At 58.5% G+C, this 23,519-nt stretch carries 26 protein-coding genes, 1 tRNA gene and 3 pseudogenes; 9 read left to right on the top strand and 21 right to left on the bottom strand.

Features of this window, described 5'->3' with window-relative positions; all coding sequences use genetic code 11:
- Positions 1-45: 45 nt before the first annotated feature.
- Positions 46-1,068, top strand: a complete 1,023-nt coding sequence (mtnA, locus tag JNO11_RS03415) for an S-methyl-5-thioribose-1-phosphate isomerase (protein WP_033756695.1) — start codon at positions 46-48, stop codon at positions 1,066-1,068.
- A gap of 56 nt (positions 1,069-1,124) precedes the next feature.
- Here mtnA and JNO11_RS03410 read toward each other — a convergent pair whose 3' ends face one another.
- The 6 genes and pseudogenes from JNO11_RS03410 to JNO11_RS03385 all read right to left on the bottom strand — a co-directional run.
- Positions 1,125-1,667, bottom strand: coding sequence for an acireductone dioxygenase (locus JNO11_RS03410; RefSeq protein WP_010671156.1), 543 nt, complete (start codon positions 1,665-1,667; stop codon positions 1,125-1,127).
- 1 nt (position 1,668) lies between these two features.
- On the bottom strand, positions 1,669-2,352 hold the full coding sequence (gene mtnC, locus JNO11_RS03405) for an acireductone synthase (protein WP_325176921.1): 684 nt from the start codon (positions 2,350-2,352) through the stop codon (positions 1,669-1,671).
- Entirely contained in the window at positions 2,349-2,963 is a 615-nt protein-coding gene (locus JNO11_RS03400) for a methylthioribulose 1-phosphate dehydratase (RefSeq protein ID WP_010255165.1), read from the bottom strand. The genes mtnC and JNO11_RS03400 overlap by 4 nt, the downstream gene beginning before the upstream one ends.
- Positions 2,964-3,042: 79 nt before the next feature.
- Positions 3,043-3,342 (bottom strand): colicin immunity domain-containing protein, encoded by a 300-nt coding sequence (locus tag JNO11_RS03395; protein WP_325176920.1) that lies wholly within the window; start codon positions 3,340-3,342, stop codon positions 3,043-3,045.
- Entirely contained in the window at positions 3,332-3,676 is a 345-nt protein-coding gene (locus JNO11_RS03390) for a colicin D domain-containing protein (protein ID WP_231631307.1), read from the bottom strand. The genes JNO11_RS03395 and JNO11_RS03390 overlap by 11 nt, the downstream gene beginning before the upstream one ends.
- Positions 3,653-3,904, bottom strand: a pseudogene (locus JNO11_RS03385) (hypothetical protein); the annotation flags it as partial. The pseudogene JNO11_RS03385 and the gene JNO11_RS03390, both read right to left, overlap by 24 nt.
- A 364-nt stretch (positions 3,905-4,268) precedes the next feature.
- On the opposite strand from JNO11_RS03385, the gene JNO11_RS03380 reads away from it, so the two are divergent.
- Positions 4,269-5,429, top strand: coding sequence for a pyridoxal phosphate-dependent aminotransferase (locus JNO11_RS03380; protein ID WP_033766594.1), 1,161 nt, complete (start codon positions 4,269-4,271; stop codon positions 5,427-5,429).
- Entirely contained in the window at positions 5,417-6,184 is a 768-nt protein-coding gene (locus JNO11_RS03375) for an amidohydrolase (protein ID WP_033766593.1), read from the top strand. The genes JNO11_RS03380 and JNO11_RS03375 overlap by 13 nt, the downstream gene beginning before the upstream one ends.
- A 27-nt stretch (positions 6,185-6,211) precedes the next feature.
- On the opposite strand, the gene uraH is transcribed toward JNO11_RS03375, so the two are convergent.
- The 9 genes from uraH to hpxU all read right to left on the bottom strand — a co-directional run bounded on the left by uraH (position 6,212) and on the right by hpxU (position 13,411).
- The gene (gene uraH, locus JNO11_RS03370) at positions 6,212-6,547 is read right to left on the bottom strand and encodes a hydroxyisourate hydrolase (protein WP_010671151.1); all 336 of its coding nucleotides are present in this window, start codon (positions 6,545-6,547) and stop codon (positions 6,212-6,214) included.
- Complete coding sequence (gene uraD / locus JNO11_RS03365) at positions 6,544-7,038, bottom strand: 2-oxo-4-hydroxy-4-carboxy-5-ureidoimidazoline decarboxylase (protein ID WP_154209600.1); 495 nt, start codon at positions 7,036-7,038, stop codon at positions 6,544-6,546. Before uraD ends, uraH begins: the two co-directional genes overlap by 4 nt.
- Before the next feature lie 2 nt (positions 7,039-7,040).
- Positions 7,041-8,294: an allantoate amidohydrolase gene (hpxK, locus tag JNO11_RS03360; RefSeq protein ID WP_325176919.1), complete on the bottom strand. Its 1,254-nt coding sequence runs from the start codon at positions 8,292-8,294 to the stop codon at positions 7,041-7,043.
- Positions 8,291-9,526: an alanine--glyoxylate aminotransferase family protein gene (locus JNO11_RS03355; RefSeq protein WP_045140749.1), complete on the bottom strand. Its 1,236-nt coding sequence runs from the start codon at positions 9,524-9,526 to the stop codon at positions 8,291-8,293. The genes hpxK and JNO11_RS03355 overlap by 4 nt, the downstream gene beginning before the upstream one ends.
- Positions 9,527-9,546: 20 nt before the next feature.
- Positions 9,547-10,278 carry an amino acid ABC transporter ATP-binding protein gene (locus JNO11_RS03350; RefSeq protein ID WP_010671147.1) on the bottom strand — a complete coding sequence of 244 codons (732 nt, stop codon included), beginning with the start codon at positions 10,276-10,278 and terminating at the stop codon, positions 9,547-9,549.
- Positions 10,259-10,915 carry an amino acid ABC transporter permease gene (locus JNO11_RS03345; protein WP_010255156.1) on the bottom strand — a complete coding sequence of 219 codons (657 nt, stop codon included), beginning with the start codon at positions 10,913-10,915 and terminating at the stop codon, positions 10,259-10,261. The genes JNO11_RS03350 and JNO11_RS03345 overlap by 20 nt, the downstream gene beginning before the upstream one ends.
- On the bottom strand, positions 10,915-11,583 hold the full coding sequence (locus JNO11_RS03340; RefSeq protein ID WP_010255155.1) for an amino acid ABC transporter permease: 669 nt from the start codon (positions 11,581-11,583) through the stop codon (positions 10,915-10,917). The genes JNO11_RS03345 and JNO11_RS03340 overlap by 1 nt, the downstream gene beginning before the upstream one ends.
- 10 nt (positions 11,584-11,593) lie before the next feature.
- Positions 11,594-12,379, bottom strand: a complete 786-nt coding sequence (locus JNO11_RS03335) for a transporter substrate-binding domain-containing protein (RefSeq protein ID WP_010255154.1) — start codon at positions 12,377-12,379, stop codon at positions 11,594-11,596.
- Between the two features lie 192 nt (positions 12,380-12,571).
- Positions 12,572-13,411: a MurR/RpiR family transcriptional regulator HpxU gene (hpxU, locus tag JNO11_RS03330; protein ID WP_010255152.1), complete on the bottom strand. Its 840-nt coding sequence runs from the start codon at positions 13,409-13,411 to the stop codon at positions 12,572-12,574.
- A 138-nt stretch (positions 13,412-13,549) separates the two neighbouring features.
- On the opposite strand from hpxU, the pseudogene JNO11_RS03325 reads away from it, so the two are divergent.
- The 4 genes and pseudogenes from JNO11_RS03325 to hpxZ all read left to right on the top strand — a co-directional run bounded on the left by JNO11_RS03325 (position 13,550) and on the right by hpxZ (position 17,108).
- Positions 13,550-15,137 (top strand): annotated as a pseudogene (locus JNO11_RS03325) (gamma-glutamyltransferase family protein).
- A 12-nt stretch (positions 15,138-15,149) separates the two neighbouring features.
- Positions 15,150-15,332 carry an oxalurate catabolism protein HpxX gene (gene hpxX, locus JNO11_RS03320; protein WP_003852562.1) on the top strand — a complete coding sequence of 61 codons (183 nt, stop codon included), beginning with the start codon at positions 15,150-15,152 and terminating at the stop codon, positions 15,330-15,332.
- A pseudogene (locus tag JNO11_RS03315) lies at positions 15,329-16,728 on the top strand (AtzE family amidohydrolase). Before hpxX ends, JNO11_RS03315 begins: the two are co-directional and overlap by 4 nt.
- The gene (hpxZ, locus tag JNO11_RS03310) at positions 16,728-17,108 is read left to right on the top strand and encodes an oxalurate catabolism protein HpxZ (protein ID WP_010255141.1); all 381 of its coding nucleotides are present in this window, start codon (positions 16,728-16,730) and stop codon (positions 17,106-17,108) included. Before JNO11_RS03315 ends, hpxZ begins: the two are co-directional and overlap by 1 nt.
- A gap of 50 nt (positions 17,109-17,158) precedes the next feature.
- Here hpxZ and puuE read toward each other — a convergent pair whose 3' ends face one another.
- Genes puuE through JNO11_RS03295 form a run of 3 tightly spaced genes read right to left on the bottom strand, consistent with a single transcriptional unit; the run spans position 17,159 to position 19,595 of the window.
- Positions 17,159-18,112, bottom strand: a complete 954-nt coding sequence (gene puuE / locus JNO11_RS03305) for an allantoinase PuuE (protein WP_010255138.1) — start codon at positions 18,110-18,112, stop codon at positions 17,159-17,161.
- Positions 18,113-18,144: 32 nt separating this feature from the next.
- Entirely contained in the window at positions 18,145-18,876 is a 732-nt protein-coding gene (gene hpxA, locus JNO11_RS03300; RefSeq protein WP_010671141.1) for an allantoin racemase, read from the bottom strand.
- A complete protein-coding gene (locus tag JNO11_RS03295; protein WP_010255133.1) occupies positions 18,873-19,595 on the bottom strand; it encodes a GntR family transcriptional regulator in 723 nt (240 codons plus the stop codon). The genes hpxA and JNO11_RS03295 overlap by 4 nt, the downstream gene beginning before the upstream one ends.
- Positions 19,596-19,739: 144 nt before the next feature.
- Here JNO11_RS03295 and JNO11_RS03290 point away from each other — a divergent pair, with 144 nt between their 5' ends.
- Entirely contained in the window at positions 19,740-21,248 is a 1,509-nt protein-coding gene (locus tag JNO11_RS03290) for an NCS1 family nucleobase:cation symporter-1 (protein ID WP_033756668.1), read from the top strand.
- 51 nt (positions 21,249-21,299) lie between these two features.
- On the opposite strand, the gene JNO11_RS03285 is transcribed toward JNO11_RS03290, so the two are convergent.
- Positions 21,300-21,376 (bottom strand) — tRNA-Asp (locus JNO11_RS03285).
- A 134-nt stretch (positions 21,377-21,510) separates the two neighbouring features.
- The gene (gene dnaQ, locus JNO11_RS03280; RefSeq protein ID WP_010255127.1) at positions 21,511-22,242 is read right to left on the bottom strand and encodes a DNA polymerase III subunit epsilon; all 732 of its coding nucleotides are present in this window, start codon (positions 22,240-22,242) and stop codon (positions 21,511-21,513) included.
- A 51-nt stretch (positions 22,243-22,293) separates the two neighbouring features.
- On the opposite strand from dnaQ, the gene rnhA reads away from it, so the two are divergent.
- On the top strand, positions 22,294-22,761 hold the full coding sequence (gene rnhA, locus JNO11_RS03275) for a ribonuclease HI (RefSeq protein WP_010255125.1): 468 nt from the start codon (positions 22,294-22,296) through the stop codon (positions 22,759-22,761).
- On the opposite strand, the gene JNO11_RS03270 is transcribed toward rnhA, so the two are convergent.
- Positions 22,743-23,480, bottom strand: coding sequence for a class I SAM-dependent methyltransferase (locus JNO11_RS03270; protein ID WP_010671138.1), 738 nt, complete (start codon positions 23,478-23,480; stop codon positions 22,743-22,745). The two genes, rnhA and JNO11_RS03270, sit on opposite strands and share 19 nt — an antisense overlap.
- Positions 23,481-23,519: the final 39 nt, after the last annotated feature.

The raw sequence follows: 23,519 nt of genomic DNA, 5'->3' as shown, positions 1-23,519 counted from the left end.
GTTGGCACAATAGGTATCATTAACGCAACATGGATTTCACCCACAATGCAGACACTTCAAACCACCAGCTTACAGGTTCGTGACAATCAGCTCTGGATTCTGGATCAGCAGGCACTGCCGCAGCAAAAGAACTGGCTGTCCGCGCACAGCGTGCCCCAGCTGATTGAACATATTCATGCGCTGCGGGTGCGCGGTGCGCCGCTGATCGGCCTTTCCGCCTCGCTGCTGCTGGCGTTGCTGGCAGAACAGGGGCAGACGCGCGCTGAACTGACGCAGGCACTGGCGACCCTGCGCGCCGCCCGCCCTACCGCTGTCAATCTGATGAACAATCTGGACCGGATGAAACTGGCGCTGGCGCAGCCGGACTTTGCCCCCGCACTGGCAGAGGAAGCCTGGCGGCTGGTGCAGGAAGATAAGCAGCTGTGTGACGCCATCGCTGACGCGGGTTGTACGCGGGTAAAACCCGGCAGCCAGCTGCTGACCCACTGTAATACCGGCGGACTGGCCACCGCCGGTGTGGGCACCGCCCTTGGCGTGATTGCCCGCGCCCATCAGCAGGGGCTGATTAAGAATGTCTGGGTTGATGAAACCCGTCCGCTATTACAGGGCGGCCGGTTAACCGCCTGGGAGCTGGGTGAGCTGGCGATTCCTTACACCCTGATTACCGATTCCATGGCCGCCAGCCTGATGGCCCGTGGAGAGGTCGATGCCGTATGGGTAGGCGCTGACCGCATTGCCGCCAACGGCGATGTGGCGAATAAAATCGGCACCTACAGCCTGGCGGTGCTGGCCCATTATCATCAGATTCCGTTTTACGTGGCGGCCCCGCATACCACGCTGGATCGCAGCTGTCCGGACGGCGCAGCGATTCCTATTGAACAGCGCGCCGCCAGTGAAGTGACGGGCGTTGCCGGCAGTTTTGGCAGCGTGCAGTGGGCGCCGGAAGCGGCGAAGGTCTATAACCCGGCGTTTGATGTCACGCCCGCCACCCTGATCAGCGGCTGGGTACTGGACACCGGGGTAGTCACGCCTGACCAGGTTCAGGGTGGCATTTTCCAGCCACAATAACGGTCTGCAAGGCGTTTACCGTGAGCGGCAAACGCCTTGCGAAAACGACGGGCGGTTTACGCCAGACGCGGATAGGCATCCGCAATCTTATCGCCGGTAAAGTTCGCTACCCAGCCTTCCTGATTATCGAAAATACGGATAGCCGTGAAGTGCGGTGACGATCCCATATCAAACCAGTGTGGTGTTCCCGCTGGTACCGAGATCAGATCGTTTTTTTCGCAGAGGATCTGCAGGATCTCGCCATCCAGGTGCAGACAGAAGAGTCCGGCACCCTCAACAAAGAAACGCACCTCATCTTCGCCGTGTGTATGTTCAGAGAGGAACTTCTCGCGCAGCACGGTTTTCTGCGGATTATCGGCGCGCATGCTGATCACATCCCAGCTCTGATAGCCCTTCTCTGCCACCAGCCGATCGATCGCATGCTGATAGGCGTTGATCACCGTTTCGGGATCCGGATTTTCACCCAGATCGCGATCGGCTTCCCAGCGCTCAAAACGGACGCCTTTGGTGCTCAGGCGTTCACGAATCTCTTCCGCGTCGGTGCTGTGCCACACCGGCTGGCTGGCTTCGCGGTCGGTAAAAATAGTCAGTGCGCTCATCCTAAATTGACTCCGGGTTAATCTGGGAAAAATCCGTCACCTGGCGATGGCGGCTCTCGCCGTCCGCATCGCCACGCAGTAGTTGCAGCGTCTGCCAGCCCGCCTCAGCGGCGGCATCCAGCTCCTGATGAATATCGGAGAGAAACAGCAGCTGCTCCGCTGGCTGACCAATTTCAGCGGCGATAGTGCGATAGGCTGCGACTTCGCGTTTGGCACCCACGTGCGTATCAAAATAGCCGCTGAAGAGGTCAGTAATATCACCTTCGTCGCTGTAGCCAAATAACAATTTCTGCGCCGCAACCGAGCCGGAGGAATATACATACAGTTCAATGCCCTGCGCCTTCCAGCGGGTCAGTGCTGGCAGGACGTCAGGATAGAGATGGCCGGTAAAACTGCCGTTAACATAGCCATCGCGCCAGATCATGCCCTGCAGCGCTTTCAGGCCCGTTGATTTGCGATCCTGGTCCATAAACCCCAGCAGAATCTCTGTCACCGCATCCAGGTCGGCCTGCGGCTGACCGGCCTCCTCACGTACCGACTGCAGCGCTGCGGCGACCTCGGGCTGATGCGCATTTTCACGCAAAAAACTCGCCAGATGCTGGCGGGCGTAGGGAAACAGGATGTTATGTACAAAACGGATATCGCTGGTGGTGCCTTCGATATCCGTAACAATGGCGCGAATCATGCTCTCTCCAGCAGGCGACGTTGACGTTCACATTCAAATAAAAATTCCAGACCTTCCAGATGACGGCGTGCTTCGCTGACATCCCGGCCCCAGCAGGTTAAGCCGTGACCGCGCAGCAGAAAGCCGTAACGCAGCGGAAAGCGGGCGGCGTAATCTTCAATTTCTGACGCCAGCGCCGCAATGTCCTGGCTGTTGTCGAACACAGGAATGGCGAGCGTATCCAGATGGGTGTGCTGGCCGCTTAATGATTTTTGCATCTCATAGCCGTGCAGCAGCAGCGCCGCGCCCTGCTCCACCCGCGACAGCACCGTCGCATTCACGGTGTGGGTATGCAGCACCGCGCCCGCCTCGGGAAAGAGTCGATAGATCATCGTGTGCAGACCGGTTTCTGCCGACGGCTTACGGCCTGAGAGCGACTGGCTGGTGGCAATATCGACCTCGATAAAGTCATCCCGCGTCAGCGTGCCTTTATCTTTGCCCGATTCACTCAGCAGGCAGACATGTTCATCGCGGCGCACCGACATATTTCCGCCGGTGGCCGGTGCCCAGCCTTTCGCGCCAATCCAGTGACAGGCGGCGACCAGCTGATCTAATGGAAGACTCTGCGACATAAAAGTTCCTTGCGGTAAAATGTGATCTCGGGTGGCTCAGATAACGGTCAGGGATATGATGTTCAGTTCGCCCAGGCCATCAAGCCAGGAGTGACTCTTCCCAGGTTTTTCTTAAATTCACGACGTAATCGAACAAACCCTGAGCATCTAAGTCATCTTCGTCAATCAGGTCAGGATTAGCGCAATAAGAATCAACAGCTGAGAATACCGAGTCAAAATAACGTTGTGTATCTTTGTTTTGTTTATCCGCTGTGTCAGCAGCTCTGTGTTCACGCCATGCGTTCAGGTATTTTTCCTCAAACTCTGGCGCCGACATAGCACCTGAAACAAACGAATCGATTAGGGCTAACATATCTGCTTCGCTTTGATCAGTAGACATTACCTTCACCTTTCAGATCGGAAATTTGAGTTTCGGATAACTTCCATCCAGAGATGAAATTACCATCAGGTTTAGTCATTACATCAATTTTAGTTTCAGGATTGTAGTAGTGGTTAACATCCTGATTCCATCGGTATTTACCGGCGATTTGTTGTGTCAGTGGATCATCTATATGCGCTTTAAGTGCCTGCTCATATGACTTCAACCCTTCGGCATTGGGAGTGCCCGACAGGTTGAAATCTACAGCGTGCTTGAATTTCTTCTGTAGCTGTCTGGTTTCAAAATTAACAAATTCTGATGGAGGTGGCTTAGGTACTTTTGATAACGCAGACAGCTTTTCTAATTCGCTTACCGTTCCCGGATTACCCATTGCAAGACCTGCCGCTACAGAGGCGCCGGTAATGAGCAGACCTTTGTTATCCATGACCTGCTCGAAACCGGCTGGAGTATCGCCGCCGAGCTGTCCGGCGGTCTTTCTGAACCCCTCGATATTGCCATTATAAATTCCGCCAGCAGCCAACAGCCGGCCCGCGGCTTTGCTATTGATGGTTTTTTCTGACTGAGCGTGTTGCACCGGTGCAGCAGGATGGACGTGATATACCGGGCGTTTCAGTTGCCGGGATATGAGGTGATTGAGCCGGGATCGAAGTAACAGAATTTTATGGGTCTGGTGCCTGACTGCTGAACCATACTCTCCGGGTCCTGCCAGATGATCCGCATCTCAGCAAGGCAGCAAGTGCGCGCATCCCCGGGAGCTGACACTTGTCAGTGACCGGGGTAAGCAAACGAAGCTAACGAAGCTGAGGTGTGGAGCATGACGCATTTAGCCATCTAAGCGTCTTGATTGCCAAATACTATCATCCTGTTTATAGTGGCACAAACACCGGGTGACACCGCATCAATCTTCGCGCTTAAGGCCTGACATCATGACGCAGCACAACCTGATCCCCGAGAGTAAACTCCCTTTGCTCGGCACCACCATTTTCAGCCAGATGAGTGCGCTGGCGCAGCAGCATAACGCTATCAATCTCTCTCAGGGCTTTCCTGATTTTAGCGGCCCGGACTATCTGCAGCAGCGGCTGGCGTATCACGTCAGCCAGGGCGCGAACCAGTATGCGCCGATGACCGGTGCGCTGCCGTTACGTGAGGCGATAGCAGAGAAAACCGCGCGGCTCTATGACTATCGTCCTGATGTCGAAACGGAGATTACGGTGACGGCGGGCGCAACCGAAGCGCTCTATGCGGCGATTACCGCGCTGGTGCGGCCAGGCGATGAAGTGATCTGCTTTGATCCCAGCTACGACAGCTATGCGCCTGCGGTAGAGTTGTCGGGCGGCGTGATGAAACGCATTACGCTGCAGCCGCCCGCTTTCCGGGTGGACTGGCAGGCGTTTGCTGCGCTGCTGAGTGATAAAACCCGGCTGGTGATCCTGAATACGCCGCACAATCCTTCCGCCACCGTCTGGCAGCAGCAGGATTTCGCCGCGCTGTGGCAGGCGATTGCTGCGCGGCCGGTCTATGTGCTGAGCGACGAAGTCTATGAGCACATCTGCTTCGATCAGGCGGGCCACGCCAGCGTGCTGGCACATCCCGAACTGCGCCAGCGCGCTATCGCGGTATCATCGTTTGGTAAGACCTTCCATATGACCGGCTGGAAAGTGGGCTACTGCATTGCCCCTGCCGCGATCAGCGCTGAATTGCGCAAGGTGCATCAGTATCTGACCTTCTCGGTGAATACGCCGGCGCAGCTGGCGATTGCCGATATGCTGCGTGAGCATCCGGAGCACTATCTTGAGCTGCCAGCGTTTTATCGCGACCGCCGCGATCGGCTGGCAACGGCGCTAAGCAGCAGCCGCTTTAAGGTACTCCCCTGCGAAGGTACCTACTTTTTGCTGGTCGATTACAGCGCCATCTCCGATCTGGATGATGTCAGTTTCTGCCAGTGGCTGACCCGGGAAGTCGGTGTGGCCGCAATTCCTCTGTCGGTGTTCTGCGCCGATGCCTTTCCTCATAAACTGATCCGCCTCTGTTTTGCCAAACAGCCGGCGACATTAGATGCCGCCGCGGAGCGCTTATGTCAGCTTTAAAAATCACGTTACTGCAGGAGACGCTGAGCTGGATGGATGGCGAGGCGAACCTGCGCCATTTTGACGAGCAACTGGATGGACTCACCGGGCGCGATCTGATTTTACTGCCAGAGATGTTTACCACCGGCTTTGCAATGGAAGCGGCGAAAAGCTCGCTGCCTCAGGCGCAGGTGGTGGAGTGGCTGCATCAGCATGCCCGTCGCAACGATGCCCTGGTCGGCGGCAGTGCGGCGATTCAGACCGAACACGGCGCGGTAAACCGCTTTCTGCTGGTGGAGCCGGACGGCACGCTGCATCAGTATGACAAGCGCCACCTGTTCCGCATGGCGGACGAGCATCACCACTATCTGCCTGGCGAACAGCGTCAGGTGTTTGAGTGGCGCGGCTGGCGCATCCTGCCGCAAATCTGTTACGACCTGCGTTTCCCGGTCTTCTCGCGCAACCGCAACGATTACGATCTGGCGCTCTATGTCGCCAACTGGCCTGCACCGCGTGCACTGCACTGGCAGGCACTGCTGCTGGCGCGGGCAATTGAGAATCAGGCTTATGTAGCAGGCTGTAACCGCGTCGGCAGTGACGGCAATCAGCATGAATACAGCGGCGACAGCCAGATTATTTCACCGCAGGGTGAGATCCTCAGCGCGGCTGAGCCGCACCAGCGCGCCAGGCTGGACGCAGAGCTGTCGCTGGACGCACTGAATGCTTATCGCGAGCGCTTCCCGGCCTGGCAGGATGCGGATCGCTTTTCGCTGTGAATGGCGGGCGGGAAGTCAGACCGCCCATTAACTGCCGCGATAAGTTGACCAGGACCAGGGCGAAATCAGAAACGGCAGATGAAAATGGCTGCCCGCTTCGGCAATCATAAAATCGATCTGCGCGCTGACGTAGAGTGCATCCCGACCGGCGGCGGCAAAATAGTCGCCGATTTCTGCCGTTAAACGGTAGTGGCCCGGCGTCAGCGGCTCGGGCGTGAGATCTTTCAGACGCCCGTCGCTGTCGGTTTCACCCTGTGAAATCGGAAACCACCCTTCCGGGCTGTTCTGCTCAAGTGAAATCGCTACACCGCTGGCCGGTTTGCCCAGCGCCGTGTCCAGAATATGGGTGGTAACAGTACTCATTGAATCGTCTCCTTCAGGCGTAACAGGGTAATTTCACGCAGCTGATCCAGCGCCTCCTGCTGCTCGGCAGGATCGCTATTCTGCAACCGACGCTGCAACTCTGCCAGCATCTGCTCGCCGCTGCGCCCTTTGGCGCGAATCAGAAACACCCGGCCAAAACGGGCTTCATACGCCTGATTCCCCTGCTGCATCGCCTGCTGCAAAGCGCTGTCGGCCTGCTGCATGGCGGACTGCTCTCCGCGTGAAAGTGCCGCTTCTTTATCCGCGCCGTTCGCGCGTTCGCCAATGCGGGGATGCGCCGACAGTGCGGCCTCCAGCTCAGGCTGCTGCCACTGGCGGGCCAGCGCATCGGCGGTTTCCCGTAGCGCATCCAGGGTGTCAAAAGGCCGCGCTGCCACCAGCGACTGCTGCCAGTGCGGGATAGCGACACAATGCCGGATGGCCGCCTGCGCCTCGTCAGCCGACAGCTGATTAAATGCGGCTAATTCCATGTTCAGCTCCGTTCAGCAATCAGCGAGACCGCCTGTAAATAAGCCTGCAGCGCGGGCGCCACATCAGCCACCGCGACAGACTCCGCCGGATGGTGGCTGATACCGCGATGGTTACGCACAAATAGCATGCCGACCGGCCAGCGTTCAGCGATAGCGATGGCGTCGTGCCCCGCACCGCTCGGCAGTGACAGGCTGCGCCCCTGCACCGTTTCCACCGCATGACTCAGCGCCTGTTGCAGCGCGGAGTCACAGGCGGTGGCACCGATGCGATAATATTCGTTCGACTCAAAGCGGAGTCCACGTCGCAGCGCAATCGCCTCCGCCTGGGTTAACAGACTGGAGAGCAGTGTCTCCAGCGGGTTGTCCAGCGGACCGCGCACGTCCAGCGACAGCGATACCTCGCCAGGGATTACATTGACCGCTCCCGGCGCGCAGTTAATCGTACCGACGGTGGCGACCAGTTGCGGGTCCTGCTCACGGGTGGTCTGCTCGATAAACACCATCCACTCGGCAGCGGCAGCCAGCGCATCTTTGCGGTGGGTCATCGGCACCGTGCCCGCATGGCCCGCTTCACCGGTGAAACGGCATTTGAGGCGGCGCGCACCGTTGATGGCCGTGACCACACCGAGCGCCAGATCCTCCTGCTCCGGGCAGGGGCCCTGCTCGATGTGTAGCTCAAGATAACCGACGATATCCTCAACCCGCCGCGCCGCAGATGCGATCCTGTCGCTGTCGAGCCCGACGTCCGCCATCGCCTGCGCCACGGTGATGCCGTTGCCATCAGGATGCGTCACCCAGCTTTGCGGCCAGCTGCCGGTAATGCCACGACTGCCGAGCAGCGTGATGCCAAAACGGGTGCCCTCTTCGTCGCCAAAGCCAATGACTTCAATCGCCAGCGGTAAGCGGCGCTGATGTTCGTTAAGCCACTGTACGGTTTCAATGGCGCTGAGCACGCCCAGCATGCCGTCGTAGCGACCGGCGTTGCGCACCGTGTCGAGATGCGAGCCAAGCAGTAACGCGGGTGCACCCGCTTCTGCCGCCTCGTAGCGCCCACAGATATTGCCGACTTCATCCTGCCACACCTGCATCCCCGCCGCCTGCATCCACTCACCGACACAGGCATTGGCGCGCAGATGTTCGGGTGAGAGGTAGACGCGGGTCAGCCCCTCGGCCGTTTCGCTGATCGCCGCCAGCGCGTCGCAGCGCGCCATAACGCGCTGTGCAGCGGCCTGGGCTTCGCTGGCGCTCATCATCATGCGTGGCTCCCGTAGTGATCCCAGGCGGCCTGCGCCGCGGCACCCTGCGGCGTGCGATAGCCGACATAGGTCAGCACCGTTTCCAGCGCGGAGAGAGTCTGCATCACGCAATCTTTACGCGCGTTGTAGCCCATGGTGCCGATGCGCCACACCTTGCCATGCAGCGGGCCAAACGAGGTGCCAATCTCAATGCCGAAATCTTCCAGCATAAGTTTGCGCACCTGATCGCCGTTTACGCCGGACGGGATCATCACGCCCAGCACGTTGTTCATTTTGTGTTTCAGGTCGCCGAAGGTCTCCAGCTCCATCCCCTGAATGCCTTTCAGCAATGCTTCACCGTGCAGCTTGTGGCGGGCGATGCCGTTGTCCAGCCCCTCCTGCAGGATCAGACGGGCGCACTCACGCGCGCCAAACAGCGCACTGGTCGCTTCGGTATGGTGGTTGAGCCGCTCCGGCCCCCAGTAATCCATGATCATGCCGAGATCAAAATAGTTGGAGTAGATCATCTCCTCTTCGCCATCCTGATGCGCCTCGGTGCGGATCCCCTGCTCTACGCATTTGCGTTTGCGGATCACCGCTTCCATCTCTGCGCTCAGCGTGATCGGCGAGGTACCCGATGGACCGCCCAGGCATTTCTGCATCCCCGCGGATACGGCATCAAGTCCCCAGGCGTCCGTTTCCAGCGCGTTACCCGCCAGCGACGCGGTGGCATCGGTGTAGAACAGTACGCCATACTGTTTGCAGATCGCACCCAGCTGCTCAAGCGGCTGCAGCATGGTGGTTGAGGTGTCGCCCTGCACGGTCAGCAGCAGGCGCGGCCGCACTTTTTTGATCGCATCTTCGATCTGGTCGGGAGTAAAGACTTCGCCCCACGGCACTTCAATGGTGTGCACTTCCGCACGACAGCGGCGGGCAATTTCGCACAGCAGATGACCAAAGCGGCCAAACACCGGTACCAGCACTTTGTCGCCAGGCCTGATCGATGACAGCAGAATCGATTCGATACCGGCGCGGGAGGTGCCGTCAATCAGCAGTGTCCAGCGGTTCTCTGTGCGAAACACGCCGCGATAGAGCGCCATCACTTCATTCATGTAGTGGGTCATCGCGGGATCGTACTGCCCCAGCAGCTGACTCGACATGGCGCGCAGCACACGTGGATCGGCATTGATCGGTCCAGGCCCCATCAGCAGACGCTGTGGCGGGTTAAGTTGCGGGTAGTGATTGATATCCATCGTAATTTCCTTTTTCAGAATCAGAGGCGAACCGAAGAGATAAACTGCTTCAGCTCCGGTGACTGCGGCTGAGCGAACAGCGTCTTACTGTCGCCCTGCTCCCAGACGCGCCCCTGATGCATAAAGACCACACGATCGCCCACGTCGCGGGCGAAGCTCATTTCATGCGTGACGAGGATCAGCGTCATCCCTTCTGACGCCAGCTGCTCCAGAACTTTGAGCACTTCGCCCACCAGCTCGGGATCGAGCGCGGAGGTGATCTCATCACAGAGTAAAACTTTCGGCGTCATCGCCAGTGCACGGGCGATCGCCACGCGCTGCTGCTGACCGCCGGAGAGGCTGGCAGGATAGTAGTTGAGACGCTCGCCCAGCCCGACCTTCTCCAGCATCTGCGCCGCCAGCGCCCGGCACTCGGCCTCGCTTTTTTTCAGCACCCGGCGCGGCGCCAGCATCACGTTCTCCAGTGCCGTCATGTGCGGGAACAGATTGAAGCTCTGAAACACCATCCCGACCGAGCGGCTGATTTCACGCGCCTGCGAGTCGCGATCGGTAATCGTCATACCGCCGAGCTTGATGCTGCCCTCCTGATAGCCTTCCAGCCCGTTCATGCAGCGCAGCAGCGTGCTTTTGCCCGATCCGCTGCGACCGATGATTGAGATCACCTCGCCCATGTCGATATCCAGATCCACGCCTTTCAACACATGGTTGTCGCCGTAATATTTTTGCACCTGATTAATGGTGATGAGCGGCATTGAATTTTTTCTCCAGATACTGGCTGTAGCGAGACAGCGGATAACACATCAGGAAGTAGCCCAGCGCCACCAGCCCAAAGACTTTAAACGGCTGATAGGTCACGTTGTTCAGAATGGTGCCCGCTTTGGTCAGCTCGATAAAACCGATAATTGACGCCAGCGCGGTGCCCTTGATCACCTGGACAGCAAACCCCACCGTCGGGGCAATACCGATGCGGATCGCCTGCGGCGCAATGACCCGCCACAGCGTCTGACCAAAGGTCAGGCCGAGACAGCGCGACGCTTCCCACTGGCCTTTTGGCAGGGCGCGGATGCTGCCGTACCAGATATCGACCAGAAAGGCGCTGGTGTAGAAGGTCAGCGCCAGCGAGGCCGCCGTCCAGGGTGCAACATCAATGCCGAACAGGCCGACGCCGAAAAACGCCAGGAACAGCTGCATTAGCAGCGGCGTGCCCTGAAACAGCGCGGTGTAACCGCGTACCAGCCGCGTTAACCATTTGCGTTGCAGCAGGCGCATAAACAGCAGCGGCAGCGTCACCAGCGTGCCGCCGACAAAGGCCACCAGCGACAGCAACAGGGTCCAGCGTGCCGCCAGCAGCAGGTTGCGCAGGATGTCCCAGTCGGTAAAGGTCGTCATCATGATGGCTGCACTCCAAACCATTTACGGCCAATCGCCAGCAGCAGATGGCGCATCGCAATCGACAACGCCAGGTAGATCAGCGTGGTCACCAGATAGACCTCAAAACTTAAGAAGGTGCGCGACTGGATCAGGTTGGCGGCGAAGGTCAGCTCCTCGTAGGAGACCTGCGACACCACCGACGAACCCAGCATCACGATGATGCACTGGCTTACCAGTGCCGGATAAATGCGCTGCAGCGCGGGCGGCAAGACCACCCGCAGAAACGTCTGGCTGCGGGTTAATCCCAGCACTCGTCCCGCTTCCCACTGCCCTTTGGGTGTCACCTGTATTCCGGCACGAATAATCTCGGTGCTATACGCCCCGAGGTTGATCAGCATCGCCAGCAGCGCCGCCTCGCCAGCAGTGAGTTTCAGTCCCAGCGCAGGCAGACCGAAAACGATAAAGAACAGTTGCACCACAAACGGCGTGTTGCGGATCAGCTCGACATAGATGCCCCACAGGCGGCTCATCCAGCTGGGTCTGCCACTGCGCAGCGCCGCGCCCGCAATGCCCAGCGCCACACCACCGGTAGTCGCCAGCACCGTCAGCTGAATGGTGACCCAAAGACCGGAGAGCAGCTCCGGCCAGTAGGGCCACAGGGCGGGAAAATTAAGTTGCCCGGTCATGAATCTTTCCTCAGGCGCCGAGGTTGGCGGGCAGCGGCGCTTTCAGCCACTCTTCTGACAGTTTATTCAGGGTGCCATCTTTGATGCCCTGCTCAATCAGCGCATTTACTTTCGCTTTCAGTGCGGGCTGATCTTTCTTCAGGCCGATATAGCAGGGAGAATCTTTCAGCATAAACTGCGCCACCGGCGCTTTAGCCGGATTCTGACGGGCAATGGCGGCGACCACCAGGTTGCCGGTCGCCACATACTGCACCTGACCGGAGAGATACGCAGACAAGGTAGTGTTGTTATCTTCGTAGCGTTTCACCTGTGCATCTTTCGGCGCAACGTCACTGAGCACCATGTCCTCTACTGCACCACGTGTTACGCCAATCGATTTGCCGCTCAGGGCAGACGCCGCTTTGATTTCATCGCCTTTCGGCCCGAATACGCCCAGGAAGAACGGCGCATAGGCGCGGGTGAAGTCGATCACTTTTTCCCGCTCGGCATTTTTACCCATGCTGGAGATGACCAGGTCGACCTTGTCGGTTTGCAGATAAGGCACGCGGTTGGCACTGCTGACCGGCACCAGCTGCAACTTAAGTTTCATCTGCTTTGCCAGGTATCTGGCCGTGTCGATGTCATACCCCTGCGGCTGCAGATCGGTGCCAACCGAGCCAAACGGCGGGAAATCCTGCGGCACGGCGATGCGAATGACGCCGCGTTTCTGGATGTCCTGCAGTTGATCGGCCAGCGCGCTTCCCGCTTGTGCCATCAGTAATGCCGCTGTCGCAACCGCCATCAAAACTTTTTTCATTATGCACCCCGGTGAGATTAACGTGAAACAAAAGATTCTTTGAGATGCAATCTGCAACTAATGTGCCAATCCGGACGGCCACAGAAAAAGGGTTAAGCGGCAAAGCATTCAGCTGAAATCTGGCGTAATCGGGACGACTACGCCGGGGGAAGGTCTGTTCTGAAATGGGGCAAAGCACCAAAACGGTGCCTTTTAGCGGTGCTCCAGCTCGTCAAACTGCTGGTAAAGGTCGGCGATCTGATGAATGCGCTGACGTCCCTGTGCCAGCATTTCATGTAGCAGTGCATTGGCAATCAGGTTAACCAGACTCATGGCGGAGCCATAACTGTCGAAGGCGGAAACGCTGTCCAGCGGCGTACAGAGCTGCCAGCGCGCCAGCGCAATCACCGTCTGCGCCTGCGGCTCACACAGCGCCAGCAGCGGGATACCGGCCGCCTGCAACTGCTGCATCAGCGGGCGAATGATGCGGGGACGACGACGGAAGGCCATCACGACCACCATATCCTCCGGCGTAATATCCACCAGCTCCTCAGCCAGCGTCTGGCCCGGCTGCGGCAGGATATGTACCTGCGAACGCGCCTGCACCAGCTGCTGTCGCAGATGCAGTGCCACCGGATAGGCGTTGCGCATGCCGATGATAAAGACGCGTTTTGCCTGCGCCAGCTGCTGGATAACCTCATTAAAGTGCCGGGCATCCAGACTGTTCACCCACTGCGTCAGGTTAGCCATCTCCTGCTTGTAGTGTCGCGCCAGCAGCGTATTGCCCTGCACCGCATCACGATTATCGGTCAGCGGCATGCCGCTCTGGCGCAGGATGCGTAACTCATCACGCATATCCTTGTATTTTTCATAGCCCAGACGCTTAAACAGCCGGCTGACCGTGGCTTTCGACACGCCACTGAGCCGCGCCAGCTCGGCACTGTTGTAGCTGATCAGGTCATCGAAGTGGTCAAACACGAAGTCGGCAATACGCTGCTCCTGCGGGGAGAGCTGGGGATAGTGACTCCTGAGTCGTTCATCAAGCTGTTTCATAACCCGTCCTGTAACTTTTGTTTCAGCAGAAGCTAGCACAATTTGCGCCAGGTTAACCGGCGCATTGTCAGCTCAGGGTGAAAACTGGAACAGCTCTTGCTTTGTTATCGGTTCTGTCACCCGGATAACGAGAAAAAGATGATTCAAAGCAATATGGCCCCGCAGGGGATGGCGGTGACGCCACACCATCTGGGGAGTGAAAGCGCGCTCGCGGTACTGCGTGATGGCGGTAATGCCATTGAAGCGATGGTGGCCGCTGCCGCGACCATCGCCGTGGTCTACCCGCATATGAATGGACTGGGCGGTGATGGTTTCTGGCTGATTCTGCCGCCTGGCGGCGATCCTGTCGCTATCGACGCCAGCGGCGCAGCCGGTTCGCTGGCCCATCACGATTTCTACGCCGATCACCCTAAGATTCCGCATCGCGGGCCGAAAGCGGCGCTGACCGTGGCCGGTACGGTCAGCGGCTGGCAGGAGGCACTGAATCTCTCGGCTGAGATGGGCACCCCACCGCTGCCGCTGGCACGTCTGCTGCGCGATGCGATTCGCTACGCCGCTGACGGTATTCCGGTGACTGCCTCACAGAGCGCCGCCACCGCGACGTTCCGCAGTGAATTGCAGCATCAGCCCGGCTTCAGCGCCACCTTTATGCCTGACGGCAACGTGCCGCAGCCAGGCAGCCGTTTTACCCAGCCCGCCCTGGCAAACACCCTGAGCCAGCTTACTGAAGAGGGGCTCGACAGCTTTTATCGCGGCACGCTGGCTCACCATATGGCCGATGAGATGGCCACGCTGGGCATGCCGGTGACGCTGGCCGATCTGCAGCAGCATCGCGCCCGCCGCACGACGCCGCTGCATCTCTCCCACAGCGAAGGTGACATCTGGAATATCACCCCGCCAACGCAGGGCATGGTGTCGCTGGCGATCCTGGGCATCACCGATCGGCTGGAGATGGCGGAGGCTGACGATGCGCAGACGGTGCACCGTATCGTGGAAGCCACCAAAAAAAGCGTTTGCACTGCGCGACAAACACATCACCGATCCACGTCACGTCACGGAAGATTTGCAGGCGCTGCTGGACAGCGATCACCTTGCCACACTCGCCAGCCAGATCACCGATGGAGAGGCGGCAGCCTGGGGAAACGGACGCGGGCCGGGCGATACGGTCTGGATGGGCGTGATGGACAGCAGCGGCCTGGCCGTCTCCTTTATTCAGAGCATTTATCACGAATTTGGCAGTGGTGTGGTGCTGCCCGGCACGGGTATCACCTGGCAGAACCGCGGCGCCGCTTTCAGCCTCGATCCTGACCATCTGCTGGCCCTGGCACCCGGTAAGCAACCGTTTCATACCCTGAATCCCGCCGCCGCACGGCTGAAAGATGGCCGGACGCTGGTGTATGGCGCGATGGGTGGGGATGGACAGCCGCAGACTCAGGCGGCGATTTTTACCCGCCATGTGATTCAGGGCTTGCCGTTACAACAGGCGGTCAGTGCGCCGCGCTGGCTGCTGGGCCGGACCTGGGGGCAATCATCAGACTCGCTGAAACTGGAAGGCCGTTTTGACGAAGAAACGGTATTGATGCTGCGTCTGTGGGGACATGAGGTGGAGCTGCTGCCGGACTTCAGCGAATCCGTAGGCCATGCGGGCGCCATTGTGCGCCACAGCAACGGCATGTTTGAGGGCGCAAGCGATCCACGCAGTAACGGCAGCGCCGCCGGTTTTTAACAGGAGCGAATCATGAATCAACACGACTGGGCCAGCTACATCGGCCATATGGAGCAGATACTGCAACTGGAACTGGATGACGCCCGCCGCGCTGAACTGCTGATCCAGCTGTCGCGTATCGCGGAGATGGCCGCGCCGCTGATGGCGTTTCCGCTGGATGACCGGCTTGAAGTGGCAGGAGTATACCAGGCATGAGATTAGGTGACGTTTCGATTCAGACCCTGCAGCGGGCGATTCAGCAGGGTGAAATCAGTACGCTGGAAGTGGCAAAGCGCACGCTGCAGGCGGTTGAGCAGCATAATCCGGCGCTGAATGCCTGGACGGAAGTGACCGGGCCGCGCATGTTAAAAGAAGCGGCGGATGTTGATGCGCAGCGGCAGCGCGGCGAAACCCTGCCACCGCTGGCGGGCATCCCGTATGCGGTAAAAAACCTGTTTGATGTGGCGGGTCACACTACCCTGGCCGGTGCCAGCCTGTTCAGCGACCGGCCGGCGGCACGTGCAGATGCGTTTGCTGTCGATAAACTGCGTCGCTCTGGTGCGCTGCTGTCTGGCATGCTGAACATGGATGCCTACGCGTATGGTTTTACCACCGAAAACAGCCACTACGGCGCGACGCACAATCCGCGCGATCTCAGCCGCGTGGCTGGCGGCTCGTCAGGCGGTTCGGCGGCTGCCGTGGCCGCCGGTCTGGTCCACTTTTCACTGGGCACCGACACCAACGGCTCGATTCGGGTGCCCGCGTCGCTGTGCGGTATTTTTGGTCTTAAGCCGACCTTTGGCCGGTTGTCACGCAGCGGCAGCCATCCGTTTGTCGCCAGCCTCGATCACATCGGTCCTCTGGCGCGGCGGGTTGAAGACCTGGCGCTGGTATATGATCTGTTGCAGGGAGCAGACCACACCGATGCGTTTCAGGCCGATCGCCCGCTGGCCGCGACGCTACCGGGGCTGTCACAGGGCAGCGAAGGCTTGCGCTGCGGCGTACTGGGTGGCTTTTTTGCCCGCTGGTGCGATGAGGATGCCCGCGCTGCCGTCGCGGTTGTCGCGGCAGCACTTGATGCACAGGAAGAGGTGCTGATGCCAGACGCTGAGCTGGCACGCTCGGCGGCGTTTATCATGACCGCGGCAGAAGGCGGCAATCACTATCTGCCCGCCCTGCGCCAGACGCCTGAGCAGTTTGAACCCAATTCACGCGAGCGTCTGCTGGCCGGTGCCATGATGCCAGGTGCCTGGTACGTGCAGGCGCAGCGTTTCCGCCGCCATTTCCAGCAGCAGGTGTTGCCGCTTTTTTGATCGGTTTGATGTGCTGATAGCGCCGGCGACACCCTGCAGCGCGATCACCATCGGTCAGCAGACCCTGTCGATTCAGGGGGGAATCGCTGCCCGCTAAGGCGAGCATGGGTATGCTGACGCAGCCGATCTCCTTCCTGGGATTGCCGGTCTGTACCGTGCCGCTGGCGACCCGAAGCGGTCTGCCGATTGGATTACAGCTTATCGCCCGTCCATTTAATGAAGAGGCGGTGTTACGTGCCGCCTGGGCACTGGAACAACGCGGCATTACGATACCGCAAATCAATATGGCTGGAGCCTGATGAACAGAGAGATTAATTTACCGCAGGTAGTCACCGAGGTGACGGCGCAGTTTTACCGCTACGAGCAGGCGCTGGTCAGCAATGACGTGGCCGAACTGGATGCGTTGTTCTGGCACGACCCGCGAACCGTGCGCCTCGGCGCGGGTGAGAATCTGTATGGCATTGATGAGATTCGTGCCTTCCGCGCCGCGCGTCCTTCAGCCGGGCTGAACCGGACGCTGCGAAACACCGTGATCACCACCTTTGGCGAGGATTATGCGGTTTGCAGCACCGAATTTACCCGCACCGGCAGCGATAAAATTGGCCGTCAGCAGCAGACCTGGGTACGTATGCCCCACGGCTGGTGCATCGTGGCGGCGCAGGTCAGCCTGATGAGCTGACATCGTCCGGCGCTTCGCCCGATCAACGCGGGGCGAGCGCCGGAACCGGCTTAAGGTGCCGGGTGCGTGTTGATCCAGTGGTCAGCGATCTGCTGACGGGTGCAGATCCAGACATCCTCATGCTGCTGGATGTGATCGAGAAAATTCTGCAGCGCGCGGAATTTGCCAGGACGACCCAGCAGGCGGCAATGCATACCGATCGACATCATCTTCGGTGCGGTTTCGCCCTCTTCATACAGCACATCGAAGCTGTCGCGCAGATAGGTAAAGAACTGTTCCGCGGTATTAAATCCCTGCGGCGAGGCAAAGCGCATGTCATTGCACTCCAGGGTATAGGGGATAATCAGGTGCGGTTTAACCGTTCCATCCTGACAGGTGACCTGGGTCCAGAAAGGCAGATCGTCGCCGTAGTAGTCACTGTCATAGCTAAAACCGCCCTGCTCCACCACCAGCCGCCGGGTATTCGGGCTGTCGCGGCCGGTGTACCAGCCGGTCGGCGCTTTACCAAACAGATCAACCAGCACATCGACCGCCTGCTGCATATGCTGGCGTTCGGTTTTTGCATCCATGCCCTGATAGTGGATCCAGCGCCAGCCGTGACTGACCACATCGTAGTCAGCCTGTTTAATCGCTTCGACGACTTCCGGATGACGCGCCAGCGCCATCGCCACGCCGAAAACCGTTAACGGCAGACCGCGTTTCTGGAATTCGTTGTGGATACGCCAGAAACCGGCGCGTGAGCCGTACTCATACAGCGACTCCATCGACATGTGGCGATCGGGATAGCTGGCTGCCCCGATGATGTCGGAGAGGAACTGCTCTGAGCCGGTATCGCCGTGCAGCACGCTGTTTTCTGCGCCCTCTTCGTAGTTCAGAACAAACTGCACCGCCACACGGGCGTTGTTGGGCCAGGCGGCGTGCGGCGGATGAGCGCCATAACCGATTAAATCGCGCGGATAGTTTTTGTTAAAGCTGTACTCTTTCTTCTCTGCAGCGTCAGTCATCACTCCACCTGTTTTGATTCGGGAAAGTTCCGTTAGTTTAGATGCTGAAACGCACCTGAGAGAGGTTTCTGCAAAGGCCAGGCCAGATCACCATGTTTGCTGGTGCCAAAACCAAGCGCCACCAGCGACTCCACCATCTTCACCGCCGCGCTGACGCCATCGATCACCGGCAGGCCGAGCTCCCGGGTCAGCTCCCCGGCCAGCGTCGCCATTCCGCCACAGCCCAGCACAATCGCCCCGCTGCCATCTTCCCGTTTAGCCTGAATGCAGCGCTGCCGCACTTTTTCCTGCGCCAGGCCGCTGCCATCTTCCAGCGCCAGTACCGGCAGATCGATGGCATGCAGTGCGGCACAGTGATGGGTAAAGCCATACTGCTGCAGCAGATGACGCGCAATCACCAGGGTGCGCGGCAGCGTGGTGACAATGGAGAAACGCGTCGCCAGCAGCGTGGCGGTATGCATCGCCGCTTCCGCGATGCCGATCACCGGTCCGCTGGCCAGTTCGCGTGCCGCCAGCAAACCCGGATCGCCAAAGCAGGCAATGACGTGGCCGCTGACGCCCTGCGCTCTGCCCAGTTTAATCTGCTCCAGCACGCCGATGGCGGCGATCGCCTCATCGAAATGCCCTTCAATGGAGGGCACACCCTGCGACGGCGAAACAGCCAGAATTTCGGTGCCCGGTGCGGCGACCGCACGCGCGGCCTGACCGATAGTTTCGGTCATCGCCAGGCTGGTATTAGGGTTAATAACCTGAATCAGGCTCATGAGGCAGCTCCAGAGCCTGCGGCAAACAGTCGGGAAAAGTCGGGCAGCGTTTCCCCGCTGCGTTCGAAGTGCAGGCTGGAGACGATGTGCTCGAAGTGATGCTGTAGCGCCTGCGTCAGCGGCTGCAGCGCACGCGCGCGCAGTAACTGAAGCAGATTCGCATGATCGTCACAGCGGCAGCCACGCTGCCAGGGTGCGCCATAGGCGGCGATCACCAGTGATGAGCGCTGCGTCAGGCTGGTCACCATGCCGGTGAGCACCTGATTCCCGGAGATCGCCTGCAACTGAATATGAAAGGCCGCTGACAGCCGGATGGCTGCCGGGCCATCATGATCGGCGTGCGCCTGATTCTCCTGCGCGATGAGCTGCTCCAGCGCCACCAGATGCGGGGGCTGCAGATGGGCCAGGACCGCTGGCAGATTAGCGCACTCCATTAAACTGCGGGTTGAGAAGATATCCCGCGCCTCTTCAACGCCGGGTGTTGAGACCTGCGCACCACGTTTGGGCGTCAGAGTGACCATTTGCACCGCCGCGAGGCGTTGCAGCACTTTGCGGATGCCGGTGCGGCTCACGCCAAAGACCCCGGAAAGGGCCTCTTCCGGCAGTTTACTGCCCGGCGGCAGCTGATGCTCAACAATGGCGTTCATCAACGCCTGGTAAATCCCTTCATCTTTATCCTGCAGCCTGGTGGCGTCTCGCTGTCCTGTTTTACTCGTCATTACCCGCTCCGGTCGCTTGCTGTACGCCACATATCGTATACGTGAAAAATAAATATTGTATACAAGAAAAGAGATCTGGCCTGGATCCTGCAATACCGCTTTACCAGATTATTCATTCCACTCTCGGGTAGAGGAGCAGGTTTCATGCCAAATCAATCAACGGTGGCCAGTACGGCCTCTGAAGCCAACGCCCGTTACAGCCCACGACTCTGTAACGACGACCTGGCACCGACTCGCGATCAGAACTGGTCGTGGTACAACATTTTTTCTTTCTGGATGTCGGATGTGCACAGCATGGGCGGCTATGTGGTGGCCGCCAGCTTCTTCACGCTGGGATTAGCCAGCTGGCAGGTGCTGCTCTGCCTGCTGGCGGGGATCTGCATCGTGCAGATCTGTGCGAATCTGGTGGCGAAACCGAGCCAGATGGCGGGCGTCCCCTATGCGGTGATCTGCCGTCAGGCGTTTGGGGTGTTTGGTGCCAATATCCCGGCAGTGATACGCGGTCTGATCGCGTTCGCCTGGTATGGCATCCAGACCTATCTGGCGGCGAATGCGCTGATGCTGGTGCTGCTGAAGTTCGCGCCGTCGCTGACGTCGATGACCGTGCCGCACTGGCTTGGTCTGTCGCTGCTGGGCTGGTGCTGCTTCGGCATTATGTGGTTACTGCAGGCAATGGTGTTCTGGCATGGCATGAACGCCATCAAACGGTTTATTGATGTCGCCGGACCGGCAGTCTATGTGGTGATGGTGGCGCTGGCGGGCTGGATTGTATACAAGACCGGCTTCGATGGGATCTCGTTTACCCTCGCCAGCAAATCGCTTACCGCAGGCGAGCAGACGTGGCAGATGATTACGGCGACGGCGCTGGTGGTCTCTTACTTCTCCGGGCCGCTGCTGAACTTCGGTGACTTCTCACGCTACGGCAAAAGCATGTCAGAGATCCGTCGCGGCAACCGCTGGGGACTGCCGTTTAACTTTCTGCTGTTCTCGGTGGTGACGGTAGTGATTGTGTCGGGCACCCAGTCGCTGTTTGGCAAAATGATTACCGATCCCATCGAAACCGTAAGCATGGTCGGCAACGATCTGGCGGTCGCGATTGGATTGCTGACCATGATTACCGCCACCATCGGTATCAATATCGTGGCGAACTTCGTCTCACCCGCTTTTGACTTCTCTAACTGCTCACCGCAGAAAATCAGTTTCCGTACCGGCGGGATGATCGCTGCGGTGGGGTCGGTGCTGTTAACGCCGTGGAATCTGTTCCAGTCTCCTGAGCTGATTCACTATACGCTGGATGTGCTGGGATCGTTTATCGGGCCGCTGTTCGGGATTCTGCTGACCGATTTCTATCTGATTAAACGTGGACGTATCTCGGTCGACGATCTGTTTAACGATACGCCAGCAGGCCGTTACTGGTATCGCGGTGGCTTTAACCCTAAAGCGATTGGCGCACTGCTGCCATCGGTGGCGATTTGCCTGGTGATTAGCTTTATCCCTTCCCTGCATCAGGTGGCGAATTTCAGCTGGTTTATTGGCGCCGGTCTGGCGGCAGGCTGCTATCGCTTTATCGCCCGTGAAGATCGTGAGGCGGAGGATGGTGCCCGCTGGCAAGGCGAGGTGATGCCGCAGAAGAACCAGGCCACCGCTGAATAGCAGACAGCAAAAAAGCCGATTCATTTCTGAATCGGCTTTTTTTAAAGAGATTGGCGGAACGGACGGGGCTCGAACCCGCGACCCCCTGCGTGACAGGCAGGTATTCTAACCAACTGAACTACCGCTCCGCGCTTTGTTCCCCGTCGGGAACGAGGCGCATAGTAATGGCAGCCTGTTGCGACGTCAACGCTTTTTCCAGGCGAACAAATCGTTTGCTGTTTTTTTCAGCTTGCCGTTGATTTTATCCACAAAAATGCGTAATTCAGCCGCGCCACAGGCAGCTGCCACCCTTTTTCATCACCAGATCCAGACGTGACTCATGGGCAACCACTTCTTCATCGCTGGCCGTGACCACTCGCAGTGCAGAGGTGGGACGCACGATGCGCTGGATGCTCTCTCCCTGCGCCTGTCGGGCGCTTTCACTTTCCGATAAAAAGGAGAGTGACGTCTGTCCGCCGGTCATCGTCAGGAAGACTTCAGCCAGAATCTCGGCATCGAGCAGTGCGCCGTGCAGGGTTCGTTTGCTGTTGTCTATTTCGTAACGCGAGCAAAGCGCATCAAGGCTGTTGCGCTTGCCGGGAAACATACGGCGCGCCAGCGCCAGACTGTCGGTGATTTTGCAGAAGGTTTCGGTTTTCTCAATGCCGCGGTTCAGCTTTGCAAACTCGTAGTCCATAAAGCCGATATCAAACGGGGCGTTATGGATCACTAATTCAGCACCGCGAATGTAGTCGAGAAACTCATCGGCAATCTCGCTGAATGCAGGCTTGTCGGCCAGGAACTCATCGGCAATGCCGTGTACGCCAAAGGCTTCGGGATCGACCAGCCGATCGGGCTTGAGATACATATGGAAATTGTTACCGGTCAGGCGACGGTTAATCACCTCTACCGCACCAATCTCAATGATGCGGTGCCCCTCATAATGTACCCCGATCATGTTCATGCCGGTGGTTTCAGTATCGAGAACGATCTGGCGGTTATTTGCAGTGCTCATAAGACCCGTTTTATGTCAGACTTAGCATTTTTGAGAGGAAGTCTACCAGAGATGCGCAAACAGGTAGAAATATTCACCGATGGATCCTGTCTTGGAAATCCCGGCCCCGGCGGTTATGGGGCGATTTTACGCTACGGTCAGCATGAGAAAACCTTCAGCGCGGGCTATCACCTTACCACCAATAACCGGATGGAGCTGATGGCGGCGATTGTCTCACTGGAAGCGCTGACTCAGCCGTGCGATGTGGTGCTCAGTACCGACAGTCAGTATGTGCGTCAGGGAATTACCAGCTGGATCCATAACTGGAAAAAGCGTGGCTGGAAAACCGCCGACAAAAAGCCGGTGAAGAATGTCGATCTCTGGCAGCGTCTCGACTTAGCACTCAGCACCCATAAGATTCAGTGGGAGTGGGTTAAAGGCCATGCCGGACATCCGGAAAATGAGCGCTGCGACGTGCTGGCCCGCAGCGCAGCTGAAAATCCCGCTTTTGAGGATATCGGTTATAAAACCGAATCCTGATCCTCTGCCTGCCGGAACTGGCGTGTGGCATTGACCGTCTGGCGGATCTTGCTGGTGCTCATACTCTTCTTAGCCCGGGTCGGCAGCAGCGGGAAGGTGCGTTTACGTGCCACCACAATATTCAGACAGCCCAGCGCCGGTAAGTGGGCGCTGATCAGTTTTCCGCCCTGCCGATGCCACGGCAGCACCTGAAAGCGGGTGCGATAGACTACCTCATAATTCAACAGTCCCAGCCAGTCGACTAACCGCACCTGGCTGAACATCCGTCCGCTCCAGGGGGCTTTGCGGTTCAGGCCCGGCACCATCTTACTCACGCCGAGCAGGCTGAATGGATTGAAGCCGCTGATAATCATCCAGCCATCATCAATTAACACCCTATCTACTTCACGTAACACCCGGTGAGGATCCTGGCTCCAGGCGAGCGTATGGGCCAGCAAACAGGCATCGATCGACTTCGACTCAAACGGCAGTTGCATCGGGTCAGCCAGCACCTGTAACAGCTCACCTTCCCTGCCAACATTGACCTGATGTGAAATAGCACAGTTTTCGGTGTTGATTTCTGCGCTGAGGTTGCCAAGCTTAAGCATATGAAAGCCATAAAGCTTTCCAAGGTAAGGCTGAAGCTGCTGCGTTAGCGCGTCGCGGAAATAATCTCCCCACGGCATATCGCGCCATGACAGCGGTGCGTTCAGAATCTGGCGTGATTTAGCGGGCTTCATGCTTTACGCTCTTCCTTTTCCTACGACCTGCGAGAGGTG

It is taken from the genome of Pantoea sp. 1B4, from assembly GCF_016925765.1.
GTDB lineage: Bacteria > Pseudomonadota > Gammaproteobacteria > Enterobacterales > Enterobacteriaceae > Pantoea > Pantoea agglomerans.
Note: the sequence above shows the minus strand (reverse complement) of the source record. Positions and strands in the feature narration are given on the sequence as shown.